The following is a 14,449-nucleotide window of genomic DNA, read 5'->3' on the forward strand; positions in this document are numbered from 1 at the left end:
CTTTTAAAAAAAAACTTTTTCAGAGTTTCCTTAAGCTGTTTGAACCTGTCTCTCTTTGATTAAACGATTGATCTCTGACAGACAGGAACCGCAGTTGGTTCCCGCCTTGAGCTTCTCACCAATTGCCTGGGCACTCTGAAGCCCCTGATCCTCAATCGCGCTGACCAAGGTGTTCAAACCCACCCCGTAACAGGCACAGACTGTCTTACCCGCATCCTCCTGGGCATTCATCGGTGCACCGGCCAGGAGTCGCAATCGTTCCTGCCGCGAGAGGTGGTTTTTGCCAAACAGTCGAACCAACCAGTCCCGCTTCGGCAGATCGTGATCAGGACCGATGAAAAGGCAGCTCTGCAGCTGGCCGTCATTGACACTGACACCCCGGTATTGACCACCGGCACTGTCCATCATTTCGGCCCATTGACCGGCATTAGTGGCCGAGCTGAGCAGATTGCGGGCCAGCGCAGACCAATCCTTCGCAGCGGTCTCCCCGGCCAACTCGAAATGCCAAAGGCCATCCCGTTTGGACTTGGCCCAGTAAGTCGCATGCTCCAGCATGACCCTTTCACGAGTCAGCAGAAAACCGTACCAGATGGGTTTATAGGCTTCAATCGCCACCGGTGTATGTTTGAACTCCGGTTGCCCGGAGATCGGGTCGAGCGCCGGGTTAACCAGGCTATCGATGGTTGCGTTGCTGGCAAACTGATCGTTCCAGTGCATCGGCACAAAGATCTGCCCGACCTGCTGACGCTCACTGAGACGGGCTCGAACCACCACTTCCCCCCAATCACTGCTAACCCTGACCAGACCACCCTCAACCACCTGGTTGTTGTGCGCATCAAGTGGATGGATTTCGGCAAAGGGTTCATTGTCGTGACCGGACAAGCGAGGGGATTTACCGGTTCGGGTCATGGTGTGCCACTGATCCCTGACCCGTCCCGTGTTGAGTACCAGGGGATAGGTATCTGAGGGATAGTTGCCCGGCGGTTGTGGGGTCACAGCAACAAACTGCGCTCGTCCCGATGGGGTATAAAACCGCCCATCGCTGAAGAGCCTGGGCGTACCCTCGGCCTGCCCATTCACGACCGGCCACTGCACTGGCTTCAACCGATCATAGGATTCTGCATCAAGCCCGGCCAGCGCAGAAATATCGAAATCACGCCGGCCACCATTCTCAAAACCGGAAAGTTCAGCATACTCGCTGAAGATCTGCTGCGCGGTGCGATAGTCAAAACCCTGATAGCCCATCCGTTGCGCCACCTGACTGAGAATCCACCAGTCGGGTTTGGCCTCTCCCGCCGACGCCAGAAAACCATGCTGACGACTGATGGTTCGTTCCGAACTGGTCACCGTCCCAGACTTCTCCCCCCACCCCTGTGCCGGCAGCAGTACATCCGCATAACGGGCGGTATCGGTCTCAGCCATACAGTCCGAGACCACCAGAAACTCACACTTATCGAGTGCCCGTCTGACCTGATTGGCATCCGGCATACTGACCGCCGGATTGGTGGCCATCACCCAAAGCGCCTTGATCTCTCCTGTCTCTACAGCCCGATAGAGATCCACCGCCTTGAGGCCTGGCTTCTCAGTTACTGAATCGCTTTGCCAAAAACGCCCCACCAGGGAGCGGTGATCCCGGTTTTCGATATCCATGTGGCAGGCCAGCTGATTGCTCAATGCACCCACTTCCCGGCCTCCCATGGCGTTGGGCTGCCCGGTAATGGAGAATGGCCCCATACCCGGCTGACCGATCCGTCCGGTGTAGAGATGGCAGTTGATGATCGCGTTGACCTTGTCGGTACCGCTGGAGGTCTGATTGATGCCCTGGGAGTAGAGGGTAACCACCCGTTGTTTGACTCGAAACCAGTGAAACAGTGTCAGCAGATCATCCAGTGGCAGACCGCAATGCTCTGCGGTTGTCCGCGGTGTGGGGGCATACCAGCGAGCACGCTTCAATGCCTCTTCCAGACCTTCGGTATGAGACGTGACAAAGTCGTGCTCTTTGGCATCGTGGCTCTCCAGAAAGCTGAGCAGACCATTGAACAGCAGGCTGTCGGTGCCCGATTTGAGGGGCAGATGCAGATCGGCGATCTCACAGGTGGCGGTCTCCCGGGGATCGATCACAACGACCTTCAGGGCCGGATTGTTCTCCTTCGCCTTGACGATGCGCCGATAGAGCACCGGGTGACACCAGGCGGTATTGGAACCGGTCAGAACAATCAGTTCCGCCTGTTCGAAATCCTCATAACAGCCCGGCACCGTGTCTGAACCAAAGGCCCGTTTATGACCGGCCACCGATGAGGACATGCAGAGCCTGGAGTTGGTATCGATATTGCCCGAACCGATGAACCCCTTCATCAGCTTGTTCGCCACATAGTAGTCTTCGGTCAACAGCTGGCCGGAGACATAGAAGGCCACCGCATCTGGGCCATGTTCATCGATCACCTGACGAAAGCGACCGGCAACCTGTTCGATCGCCAGATCCCAATCCACCTGCTTGCCATCGACCATCGGTGACAGCAGACGGCCATCCAGGTCCAGAGTTTCGTTGAGCGCGGTTCCCTTTGAACAGAGCCGCCCCTGATTTGAGGGGTGGTCAGGATCCCCCTGAATCCGCCATCCCCCATCCACGTCAGGTTCGACCAGCAGGCCGCAACCGACCCCACAATAAGGACAGGTGGTGTTGATCATCTCAGGCATGGGTAGGGATCCGCTTCATCGATAGCACTGCGTCATCAATATTATGTCGTCGCCGGATCATTTAGAACACCAGTCAATTCAAAGGGTAAACAGCCGCTTAAGCAGCAGACTCCAGGGAGGCGATATCGAGATAGACCACCCCATCCTCGATCCGTACAGCAAAGCTGCTCACACAACCCTGGTCTGGCCCCTGCACCTCGCCACTCTGCAGATCGATCTTCCAATTGTGCAGCGGGCAGGTCACAGCCTCGCCATGAACTATGCCTTGTGACAGCGGGCCACCTCGATGGGGACAGCGGTCCCGCAGAGCGAAGACCTCATCGCTGCCGGTACGGAACAGTGCGATATCCAGATCCCCCGCCTGCAGTTTGCGGGCACCCAGCCTGGGGATCTCTTCAAGCTTGGTCACAGGAATCCAGTCGTTCATGATGCGGCCCTCATACGGTCGATGCTCAAAGGTGTGAATTCATGGATCTCAGCGCCCTCGGCACGCGCCTTCCAGGGATCGACCTGGGCGTACTGCTGACTCAGCTTGAAGCGCTCATAGAGGGCCTTTCTACCCATCTTGTCTTCCACGATACGTTGCTTTACATAGTTCAGACTGACCCGTTCCACCCAGGGCGCGGTACGCTCCAGATACTGGGCCTCCTCCCGGTAGCACTGAATGAAGGCACCGGTGTACTCCAGCACCTCCTGTTCGCTCTCCACCTTGCAGAGCAGATCGGTGACCCGCACCTTGATTCCCCCATTGCCGCCGATGTGCAGCTCATAGCCGGAATCGACACAGACCACACCCAGATCCTTGATGGTCGCTTCGGCGCAGTTACGGGGGCAGCCGGAGACGGCCAGCTTGAACTTGTGGGGCATCCAGGACCCCCAGGTAAGTTCTTCCAGCTTCACCCCGAGCCCGGTGGAGTCCTGAGTGCCGAAGCGGCACCAGTTTTTACCGACACAGGTTTTTACCGTGCGCAGGGCCTTGCCATAGGCGTGACCGGAGACAAAACCGGCATCGGAAAGATCCTTCCAGACCGCCGGTAACTGCTCCTTCTTCACGCCGAACAGGTCGATCCGCTGACCGCCGGTGACCTTGATCTCCGGCACCTCGAATTTGTCCGCCACATCGGCGATGGCGCGCAGATCATCGGCGCTGCAGAGACCGCCGAACATACGCGGCACCACGGAGTAGCTGCCATCTTTCTGGATATTGCCGTGAGCCCGCTCATTGATGAAGCGGGATTGGGCATCGTCCTGATACTCGGCCGGCCAGGCGGCCAGCAAATAGTAGTTGAGGGCAGGCCGGCAACCGGGGCAACCGTCCGGCGTCCCCCAGTCGAGTCTGTCAAACAGCTCAGGCATCGATTTCAATTCAAGTTCGCTGATCGCCTTGCGCACTTCATCATGGCTGTAGCTGGTGCAGCCACAGACCGCCTTCTTGCTCGGCGTGGCTGCATATCCCTCACCGACCGTGGAAGCCAACAGCGCCTCCACCATGCCGGTGCAGGAACCGCAGGAAGCGGAGGCCTTGGTGTGGGCTCTCACCTCATCCAGGGTAAACAGTCCCTGTGTGCTAATGGCGTTGACGATGTCCCCTTTACAGACCCCGTTACAACCACAGATCTCAGCCTCATCGGAGAGCATACCGACCCGGGTCTCCTCCCCATGTCCTGCATCGCCCAGATCGTGCTGACCGAACAGAATGGTGTTGCGGAAACTGGAGATGTCCGTGGCTTCCCGCAACAGCTGGAAATACCAGCTGCCATCCATGGTGTCGCCATACATCACGGCGCCTTTGATGCGGTTGTCCCGAATCACCAGCTTCTTGTAGACCCCTTGAGCGGGATCCTGCAGCACCAGGGTTTCATCCCCCTCGGTCTCATTGAATTCACCGGCGGAGAAGAGATCGATACCGGTCACCTTCAGTTTGGTGGAGGTGACCGATCCCTGATAACGGCCGTAGCCAAGCTGGGCCAGATGGTTGGCGCAGACCTTGGCCTGTTCGAACAGCGGCGCCACCAGTCCATAGGTATTGTTTCGGTGCTGCACACACTCACCCACTGCGTAGATGCGGGGATCGAAGGTCTGCAGGGTATCGTTGACCACGATGCCCCGTTCGCAATGGAGTCCTGCGGCATCGGCCAGGGCCATGTTGGGGCGGATACCCACCGCCATCACCACCAGGTCGGTGTCGAGCTCACTGCCGTCCTTGAAGCGCAGCCCGGTAACCCGCTGATCACCAAGAATCGCCTCGGTCTGCGCCGCCATCAGAAATTTCAGTCCGCTCTCCTCCAGTGAGACCTTCAACAGAGCGGCGGCGGGTTTGTCCAGTTGACGCTCCATGAGAATATCCATCAGATGGACCACCGTCACATCCATACCGTTCTTTTTGAGCCCGTTGGCCGCCTCCAGACCCAGCAGCCCGCCGCCGATCACCACCGCCTTTTTGTATTGGCGGGCAGAGTCCAGCATGGTCTCAACATCCTGTATGTCACGGAATCCCACCACCCCGGGCAGATCGTGTCCGGGTATGGGAATCATGAAGGGATTGGAACCGGTAGCGAGTAACAGCCGATCGTATGAGGCTTGCATTCCCGATGCCGTGGTGATCTGCCTGGCCTGACGATCGATGGCTGCCACCGGATCGCCGGTATGCAGGGTAATACCGTTTTCCGCATACCACTCACGACTGTTGAGCACGATCTCATCCACCTGCTTTTCACCGGCCAATACCGGGGAGAGCATGATACGGTTGTAGTTGGGATGGGGCTCAGCACCAAACACGGTAATGTCGTATAACTCGGGTTCCAGTTTGAGCAGCTCTTCCAGGGTGCGAACCCCGGCCATGCCGTTGCCGATCAGGATCAGTTTCTGTTTTTTCATTGGCTTGCCTCTTCTGTCAAAGGCTCGGTATCCGGTGATAGGGATCGCTTGGATGGATTGGCTTGCTGCAGGGCTTCAATGGAACAGCCCAGGTTACTGACCGGTTGTGCTTTGAGATAGTCGATGGGTTTTTCAGGATCGAAGGCATTGCCATCGAAAAAGAGATCCGAGCCCATCGCCAGGCTGTGTTGCTCACCGGCAAGCTGCCAGGCTTCCCCATGGATTCCTTCCGGCTTGATGTCAGCCTGTGGTAGATCAATGGCGAGGGAAGCGGCTGCCTTGCGGTAGATCTCCGGCTGATAGACCAGCTTGGCGATACGCTGCAGATCGAACGGATCCCGTAACTGTCCCCAGCGAACCATCTGGGTTAAAAACCAGATCGCATGGGAACGCCAGGGGAAATTGGCGCTGTAACGATTGAAGACATTGAAGTCGGCCCGTTCCACAGCCGCTTCGTCACGGGAGAACTGAAATGTACCAAGCATCGACTTCTCCAGTATCTCCTGAGGTGCATTGACGTAGCGTCCCTGACTCAGCAGTTCGCAAACCTCTTTGCGGTTTTCCGCCTGATCGATCCACTCACAGGCCTTGATCAAGGCGGTAATCACCGCCTGATGGGTATTGGGATTGGCGGCCGCCCAACTGCTGGCCACTCCGAACACCTTCTCCGGATGGTTGTTCCAGATGTCGTAACTGGCCGCCAGGGTGTGACCCAGACCGTTGCACACCGCCAAGGTGTTCCAGGGCTCACCGACACAAAAGCCCGAGATCACCCCGGCTTGCAGATAGTTGACCATCTGCGGTGGCGGCACCACCGTCAGCTGGATGTCGTTGTCCGGATCGATACCGGACGCGGCCAACCAGTAGCGCAGCAGATAGTTATGGGATGAGTAGGGAAACACCGTGGCGAACATCAGCGGCTTGCCGCCTGCTGCCCGATTCTCCTCGATCACTTTTTTCAACGCCCGGCCACTGCCGGCGAGGCTATCGAGATCGCGTTCACCGGTGGCCACCATGCGCTGATGGATATCCTTGGAAACGGTGATGCCGTTACCGTTGAGGTCGAGACTCATGGCGGTGATCATCGGCACCGAACCGCTCACGCCCAGGGCACTGGCCAAGGGCATGGCTGCCAGCATCTGTGCCCCATCGAGCATACCGATACCCACCTTGTCGCGGATGTTGGCCCAGGAGTTCTCCCGTGACAGCTCCACGTTCAATCCCTGCTGGTGAAAGAAACCCTTCTCTTTCGCCACCACCAGCGGGGCACAGTCGGTGAGCGGGATAAAGCCCAGGGTGAGCTGATCCTTTTCCAGAGTTTTTCCAGTAGCCGACTGGCTCGATTTCAACCAGGCCGAAAGATCGACCACGGTATCGCTTTCAGCCTCAGCCTCCGGCTGGCTTTTCTCCTCTTCCGGCTGCTGATGACGTTCGTGAAGGAAGCGCACCACTTCCGCCCGGTAGTGGTTGTAGACCGGGTTCTCCGCCAGGGCCAGGCGGTTGCGCGGCTTGGGCAGATCGACATTGAGAATCTCGCCGATGGTGGCGGAAGGCCCATTGGTCATCATGATGATCCGATCGGAGAGCAGTACCGCTTCATCCACATCGTGGGTGATCATGATCACCGTATTGTTGAGCCGCGCCTGGATCTCCATCAGGGAGTCCTGCATATGGGTACGGGTCAATGAGTCGAGCGCACCGAAGGGTTCATCCATCAACAGTACTTTGGGTTCCATGGCCAGGGCGCGGGCAATGCCGACACGCTGTTTCATGCCGCCCGATATCTCATCCGGCTTGCGATCGAGAGCATGGGACATATGCACCAGTTCCAGATTGTGCAGGGTCCAGCGATGGCGCTCCTCTTTCGACTTGCTCTTTTTAAAAACCTGATCCACCGCCAGGCGCACATTGTCATAGACGGTCAACCAGGGCAGTAGCGAATGGTTCTGAAACACCACCGCCCGATCCGGCCCGGGTTCGGTAACCTCTTTCTCTTCGAGTATCACCCCACCCTCGGTGGCATTGAGCAATCCGGCCACAATATTCAGCACGGTGGATTTACCACAGCCCGAGTGACCGATGAGAGAGATGAACTCCCCCTGAGTGACTTTCAGGTCCACATCGTTGAGCACATTCAACGGACCGTTGTCGGTCGGGAAGGTGATACTGACATGGTCGATATTCAGATAGTTATTCATACTGTTTATCCAATCAATTCATGACACGTCTGAAACACTTAACGCAGTACTGCGTTCTTGTCCCAGCTGAAGCTCCGCTGCAGCATCAACATGCCGCGATCGAGCAGGAAACCGATGAAACCGATCACCAGCACCGCCACCATGATTCTCGCCAGCGAGTCGGAGCTGCCGTTCTGAAACTCGTCCCAGACAAACTTGCCCAGGCCGGGATTCTGCGCCAGCATCTCGGCGGCAATCAGCACCATCCAGCCGATACCCAGTGACAGGCGCAGACCGGTAAAGATCATTGGAATCGCTGAAGGCAGTACGATCTTCACCGTCTTGGTGAAGGCGTTGAGTCGCAATACCCGGCTGACATTGATCAGGTCCTTATCCACTCCGGAGACACCCACCGTGGTGTTGATGATGGTGGGCCAGAGACAACAGAGGGTGACGGTAATCGCCGAGTTGAGAAAAGATTTGGAGAAGAGTGGGTCATCGGTCACATAGAGCGCCGAGACCACCATCGTCACCAGCGGCAACCAGGCGAGTGGCGACACCGGTTTGAAGATCTGGATCAATGGATTGATCGCGGTATAGAGGGTGGCACTCATGCCGCAGACGATACCGATCGGAATGGCAATCAATGAGGCAACCAGAAAGCCTGCCATCACGGTCAGCAGGCTGGTCAGAATCTGATCGAAAAAGGTCTCTTTGCCGGTATATTTTCTCGCTCGCATCCGCTCGATGCGCTCTTCCGGCTGGCCTGCGGCCACGGCCTTGTCGATACGTCCTTGCACACGCTCGTAGAAAGCATCCGCTTTCGCCCGTTCCGCATTATGCTCTTGGTACAATGACTGAGTCTGCTCCCAGACTTTAGCCGGACCGGGCAAAATACCCAGTGAGGTCTCCACATGTTTGGCACCGACACTCCAGAGTCCGAGAAATATCACCAGGGCAATCAGTGGTACCAGCAGCTGTTTGATCAGCTGGGTGAAAGATTGACCGAACTGGTCACTGGCCAGGCGATTCAGTATTGACTCGAACCACGGCAGATTGAAGGTCTTTGATGAGATTGAAGTTGCCATCTTAGTTTTCCTGTTGATAGGCCGGTACTTCTCTGAACCGATTAAGAGCGTCCCTGCTCGACCATGAAAGCTCTACCCGGATCCGGGTGCGGCTCAGCCGCACCCTGTGCCGGTTTAAACCTGTTCGTCCCCCTTCAGTCCGATGCTGAAACTATCGATGTACTCATTGGGTTTGGTGCCATCGAATGTCACCTCATCGATGAATTCGGTCTGAGGTTTGCGATAACCGGTTTCTGTTTTGAAATCGGGGAATTCGTCCGCCTTCAACTTGCCTTCGGCAATCAGGGATTCAGCCGCTTTCTGATAGATGTCCGGGCGATAGACACTCTTCGCCACTTTGTCATACCAGCTGTCGGGTTTCTTTTCCGAGATCTGTCCCCAGCGACGCATCTGGGTCAGGTACCAGACCGCATCCGAGTAGTAAGGATAGGTGGCGTTGTAGCGGAAAAAGACATTGAAGTCGGGAACCGAACGCTTATCACCCTTTTCATACTCGAAGGTGCCGGTCATGGAGTTGGCGATCACTTCATAATCGGCCCCCACATAGTTGGACTGGGAGAGAATCTTCACCGCTTCGGGACGGTTGGCATTGTCGTTCTCATCGAGCCATTTACCGGCACGAATCAATGCTTTCACAACCCGGATGGTGGTATTCGGATACTTCTCGGTGAATGCCTTGGTCATACCGAAAACCTTCTCCGGGTTATCCTTCCAGATCTCATAGTCGGTAATCACCGGCACACCGATCCCTTTGAATACCGCCTGCTGGTTCCACGGTTCACCAACGCAGTAACCGTAAATGGTCCCCGCCTCAAGTGTCGCCGGCATCTGAGGTGGTGGCGTTACTGACAACAGCGCATCGGCCTTCAACTGCCCGGTGATATCCCCTTTGTGAGGCGCGTAATAACCTGGATTGATTCCCCCGGCTGCTAGCCAGTAACGCAACTCATAGTTGTGGGTGGATACCGGAAAGACCATCCCCATCTTGAAGGGCTTGCCATCCTTCTTGTATTGATCGACCACCGGCTTCAGGGCATCCGCCTTGATCGGATGAACCGGTTTGCCATCGGCTTGTTTCGGTACATGGGGTTTCATCTGTTCCCACACCGTATTGGAAACGGTGATGCCGTTACCATTCAGATCCATACTGAACGGGGTGACGATATGCGCCTTGGTACCGAAACCGATGGTCGCAGCCAACGGTTGACCAGCCAGCATATGGGCCCCATCCAGCTGCCCATCGATAACCCCATCGAGCAACACCTTCCAGTTGGCCTGGGCCTCCAGGGTCACATACAGACCCTCGTCCTCGAAGTAACCCTTTTCGTAGGCGATAGCCAACGGCGCCATATCAGTCAATTTAATGAAGCCGAACTTCAGGTCCTCCTTTTCGGGATATCCAATCTCTGCCGACGCCGTACCGCTCGCCAAACCGAGACCGGCGGACAAAGCGACAGCCAACGCCGCCCGTTTCAGGAAACCCCTGCGACTGCTGTTCTTGATGAAACTGCTTGAACTCATGAAAAACACCTCTGGTAAATGTCAAAAAATCTCTATTGGTCCGCAGGCAAAAAAAAAGCGCCCACTCCCAGCCACGATCGAAGATCGTGTGGGAATGGACGCCTTTGTCCTGATCGGCCTGCGTTGACCTGAATTCGTAAACCGGTTGGATACCCGCCATTGGGCTGGTCCGCCATTGGACCAAATTCAACCTTTGCAAACTTATTGCAATCCACATGCCAGATTTCCAGCAGCAGACAGCAGGCGCAGTCACCACAAGTAACTTAGCTGTTGTTTTTTATAAGAGTTAATTGAGTAAAGAGAGAGAGAGGCTGGGCCAATCCAATCACAGAACGATTTATCCAGAGCAAACAATCGAGATGACACGCACTAAAAAAAGTCACCAAGTTTGTGCGAGTGCACAATTTTGGCCCATCGGAGTGCACGCCACAGAATCAACCTGAGAGGATACTGGCTGCCTCGATGATATTCTGCGCCACCTCGGCAATCTTACGATTGGTGTCCATCGCTAGTTTGCGCATCGCCTGATAGGCCTGCTCCTCATTCAGTCCACGCTGTTTCATGATGATCCCCTTGGCCTTATCGATCACCTTACGGTCATTCAGCTGCTGATGGGCTTTTTGCAACTCCGACTCAAGATGGTTGAAATGCTGGAAGCGAGCAACAGCCGCATCGATGATCGGGCGAACCCGGTTGCCCTGCAGACCATCCACCACATAGGCGCTTACCCCGGCCTGTGTGGCGCGGCGGATCGTCCGGTTATTGTCATCCTGGGAGAACATCACCATTGGGCGGGGCACCGTACTCTGTACCGATTCAAGACTCTCCAGTGTATCCCTGCCCGGCGCCTCGATATCGATCAGAATCACATCGGGATTGCACTGCTGCACCGCTGACAACAGATCCCCGTCACCGGAGACACAAGCCACCAGCGCACACTCGATATCGCGCAGTGCAAAATCGATCATCTCCCGCCGGTCGGACTTATCGTCCACCAGCATGACACGCAGCGGTTTGTTTGGTTTCGAATGAGACATGGGGTTCGTGATAGACAATAATCATGCCAAAAAAACCAGAATTTTTGACCGCCATTACAGGATATCTCCTTTCAGCGCATTGAACCCGCTCATTCATTCTGCTAATTTACAGGCAGTTAACCAATCCAAGCCGGAGGGTATGAATGAGTGTAATCGACACCCCCCGGGCAGTTAGCTGACCACCAGCTAATCTCTGCCCGGTTTTATAACCGGGGCCCACGCCCCATCGTGTTATTGTCATCAGAACGATGCGTTTTATGCATCGGGGGCACTCATGTCTAACCATAAATCATTGCACCAACTGGGTTGGTCACCCTCTTTCCAACAACAACTCGCTCTGGAAGAGCTAGAAACATTCACCATCGGACGGGTAATCGCCCAGCATCGCTCCAGACTGGAAGTCGAAACCGAAGCGGGAATTACCCCTCTGTCCATTACCCATTCAATGCCCGCCATGACTGTTGGCGACTGGCTGCTGCTGGAGCGGGAAAACCATTTTCACAGAATGCTGGACCGACTCACTCTGTTCGCCCGCAAGGCGGCCGGCAGTAAGGTCGAGACCCAGCTGATCGCGGCCAATGTGGATACCCTGTTCATCGTCAGCTCACTCAATGAAGAGTTCAATCTGAACCGTATCGAGCGTTATCTCGCAATCGCTGCAGAGGCTGGGGTGGAGCCTGTGGTGGTACTCAGCAAGGCGGACCTTTGCCAGGATCCAGAATCCTATGTTCAACAGATACAGGCGGTTGATCCAATGTTGAGCGTGGTCCCTGTTAACGGGCAACAGAGCGACAGCGTGATCAAGCTGAATCTCTGGTGCACGACCGGTAGAACCGTTGCCCTGCTGGGATCCTCCGGGGTGGGAAAATCGACTCTGGTGAATACACTCCTGGGTGACAACCATCAGGCCACACAGGGGATCCGGCTGGATGACAGCAAGGGACGCCACACCACCACCGGCCGATCGCTGCACTTTATCCCTTCCGGAGGCATCCTGATCGATACCCCGGGGATGAGGGAGTTACAGCTGTATGATTGCGAGCAGGGTATCGAGGAGAGCTTCTCCGATATCACCAGCCTTGCACAGCAATGCCGCTTCAGCGATTGCGCTCACCAGGGTGAGCCAGGTTGTGCTGTTGTGTCAGCCATTGAACAGGGGGAGCTGGATCAACGACGTCTGGTCAACTACCAGAAGCTGATGCGGGAACAGCAGCAGAACAGTGCAACCATCGCACAGAAGCGGGCCAGGGATCGTGCACTCGGACGCTTCTACCGCAGCACATTAAAGGCCTCACAAAAGCTGAAGAAGGGGGCCGATTGATCCGTTTGTCTTCTTAACCCTGAATCGATTGCCCCGGGGCAGAGACTCTCTGCCCCGAGGCATTTGATCAACTGTTGAGCCCGTAAATGCCAGCAGCAAAGCTGGTGATATTTTCGTGATCTTTACGTGAGGATTCACGCATGTTCAATCACTTAAACTGTAGATAGTTCCACTCAAGCAACATTCGTTACAGGCCGAGTTATGAAAAACCGTTCCAATACGCTTCTGATCCTGGCACTGCTGGTTTTGGCTCCCTTTCAAGTCACCCAGGCCAACAGCCAGCAAGATCATCTCGAGAGTATCGTTCTGGGAATGGGCTGCTTCTGGGGTGCGGAGAAGAGAATGTCGGCTCTGCCGGGGGTTGTCGATGTGGAGAGTGGTTATGCGAATGGTGAAATCGAGGCAAGCTACCGCAAAATACTCAGTCACGAATCCCTGCGTAAGCTGGGGCTGACCGATAAGCGCAACCATACCGAGGTGGTAAAAATCACTTTTGATACCAACAGAACCAGTCTGGAAGCGGTATTGATCGGTTTTTGGCAAAACCATGATCCGACCCAGGGTGACCGACAGGGGAACGATGTGGGTTCTAACTATCGTAGTGCGATCTATACCCACAACGATGAACAGACCACCACGGCGGTTAAAACCCGCGATATCTACCAACAGGCCCTGCTGGCAAAGAAGTTTGGCAGGATAACCACTGAGATCGCCCCGCTCACCAGCTATACTGCGGCAGAAACCTACCACCAGGATTACCTTGTCAAGAATCCTAATGGTTATTGTGGCCTGGGTGGTACAGGTGTCATCTATCCGGACAGTCAGGACAGCCATCTGCAACGACCATCAACGACCGCCACGCTGGATGGTGCAAAACTTGATCCACAACAACAGCTGGTGGTTTTCGAAGCGGAAGAGTGCATCTACTGCCAACAGTTCAAGGCTGACATTCTTGACCACTGGCAGGCCGAGGTGGAAATTGCCAGCACCCTGTCGAGACAACCACCTGCTGGCTGGAAAATGCAGAAGAGTCTGATCGCCACCCCCACCATTGTGCTGTTTGAGCAGGGCAATGAGGTCTCCCGGTTTATCGGCTACAACGGCAACATGAACGAGTTCTGGCAATGGTTTGACAGCCAACGCATGCGACCGGAAGCTTCAAATATCGTCAGTTCGATGGAGGCTGGGAGCGCTCAAAACTCACTCTTTTAATTCCCCCTTGAGGGTCAGTAGGGGGGCTTTCAACAATGCTCTACAAGTTCCCAGCCGACCGAACAAATCAAATATTATAACCATATTTATCTATCAGTTACAGAAACCTCACCACCCTGAAGCCAGTCGGAATGTTAGTGGATTCGCTTAACTCACCAGTCGTTGATCAGACTAAAGATTTGGCCATAAAGGCCGCTACAGGAAAGTGAATCCCAACTGTGAATTTCAGGAGTTGAGTTATGGACATTGCCGGTGTCAGCACTTCCGCAGTCAGCATGGTTGCTAATGCAGGAACAGAGACTAGTGTGGCCATGCAGAAAAAAGTCATGGAGATGCAGGAACAGATTGCCGTGCAGATGGTTCAGTCTGTGGAGCAGAGTGCACCGAAAGCCAACCCATCTTCCTCCCTTGGAAATAACATCGATGTAAAAGTCTAGCTACGCAGCAGTATCGTCGAAAGCTGGACCCACAGAATCAGCTCCTCAGATGTACCAGGAGCTGATTTTTTTGTGCAGAATA

General features: G+C 55.3%; 10 protein-coding genes and 1 pseudogene. 3 read left to right on the plus strand and 8 right to left on the minus strand.

The features are described 5' to 3' along the window. Positions 1-30: 30 nt before the first annotated feature. From AC4IE8_RS02955 to AC4IE8_RS02990, 8 genes and pseudogenes are all read right to left on the minus strand, one after another. The gene (locus AC4IE8_RS02955; RefSeq protein ID WP_490790284.1) at positions 31-2,697 is read right to left on the minus strand and encodes a molybdopterin-dependent oxidoreductase; all 2,667 of its coding nucleotides are present in this window, start codon (positions 2,695-2,697) and stop codon (positions 31-33) included. 97 nt (positions 2,698-2,794) lie between these two features. After that, positions 2,795-3,124 carry a nitrite reductase small subunit NirD gene (gene nirD, locus AC4IE8_RS02960; protein WP_068987719.1) on the minus strand — a complete coding sequence of 110 codons (330 nt, stop codon included), beginning with the start codon at positions 3,122-3,124 and terminating at the stop codon, positions 2,795-2,797. After that, the gene (nirB, locus tag AC4IE8_RS02965) at positions 3,121-5,574 is read right to left on the minus strand and encodes a nitrite reductase large subunit NirB (protein ID WP_490790285.1); all 2,454 of its coding nucleotides are present in this window, start codon (positions 5,572-5,574) and stop codon (positions 3,121-3,123) included. The genes nirD and nirB overlap by 4 nt, the downstream gene beginning before the upstream one ends. After that, positions 5,571-6,944: a CmpA/NrtA family ABC transporter substrate-binding protein gene (locus tag AC4IE8_RS02970; RefSeq protein ID WP_490790314.1), complete on the minus strand. Its 1,374-nt coding sequence runs from the start codon at positions 6,942-6,944 to the stop codon at positions 5,571-5,573. Before AC4IE8_RS02970 ends, nirB begins: the two co-directional genes overlap by 4 nt. Before the next feature lie 36 nt (positions 6,945-6,980). Beyond that, positions 6,981-7,772, minus strand: a pseudogene (locus AC4IE8_RS02975) (ABC transporter ATP-binding protein); the annotation flags it as partial. 38 nt (positions 7,773-7,810) lie between these two features. Next, on the minus strand, positions 7,811-8,839 hold the full coding sequence (locus AC4IE8_RS02980; protein WP_083225884.1) for an ABC transporter permease: 1,029 nt from the start codon (positions 8,837-8,839) through the stop codon (positions 7,811-7,813). Positions 8,840-8,953: 114 nt separating this feature from the next. Continuing rightward, on the minus strand, positions 8,954-10,360 hold the full coding sequence (locus AC4IE8_RS02985; protein ID WP_490790286.1) for an ABC transporter substrate-binding protein: 1,407 nt from the start codon (positions 10,358-10,360) through the stop codon (positions 8,954-8,956). A gap of 434 nt (positions 10,361-10,794) precedes the next feature. Then, the gene (locus AC4IE8_RS02990) at positions 10,795-11,397 is read right to left on the minus strand and encodes an ANTAR domain-containing response regulator (RefSeq protein WP_068987715.1); all 603 of its coding nucleotides are present in this window, start codon (positions 11,395-11,397) and stop codon (positions 10,795-10,797) included. Positions 11,398-11,671: 274 nt separating this feature from the next. Between AC4IE8_RS02990 and rsgA the strand changes: the two genes are divergently transcribed. The 3 genes from rsgA to AC4IE8_RS03005 all read left to right on the plus strand — a co-directional run bounded on the left by rsgA (position 11,672) and on the right by AC4IE8_RS03005 (position 14,367). Continuing rightward, positions 11,672-12,718 (plus strand): ribosome small subunit-dependent GTPase A, encoded by a 1,047-nt coding sequence (gene rsgA / locus AC4IE8_RS02995; protein ID WP_490790287.1) that lies wholly within the window; start codon positions 11,672-11,674, stop codon positions 12,716-12,718. Between the two features lie 201 nt (positions 12,719-12,919). Next, on the plus strand, positions 12,920-13,930 hold the full coding sequence (gene msrA, locus AC4IE8_RS03000; protein WP_068987713.1) for a peptide-methionine (S)-S-oxide reductase MsrA: 1,011 nt from the start codon (positions 12,920-12,922) through the stop codon (positions 13,928-13,930). Between the two features lie 239 nt (positions 13,931-14,169). Beyond that, the gene (locus AC4IE8_RS03005) at positions 14,170-14,367 is read left to right on the plus strand and encodes a putative motility protein (protein ID WP_068987712.1); all 198 of its coding nucleotides are present in this window, start codon (positions 14,170-14,172) and stop codon (positions 14,365-14,367) included. Positions 14,368-14,449 lie beyond the last annotated feature (82 nt).

It is taken from the genome of Candidatus Thiodiazotropha sp. AKAK2 (assembly GCF_058244685.1).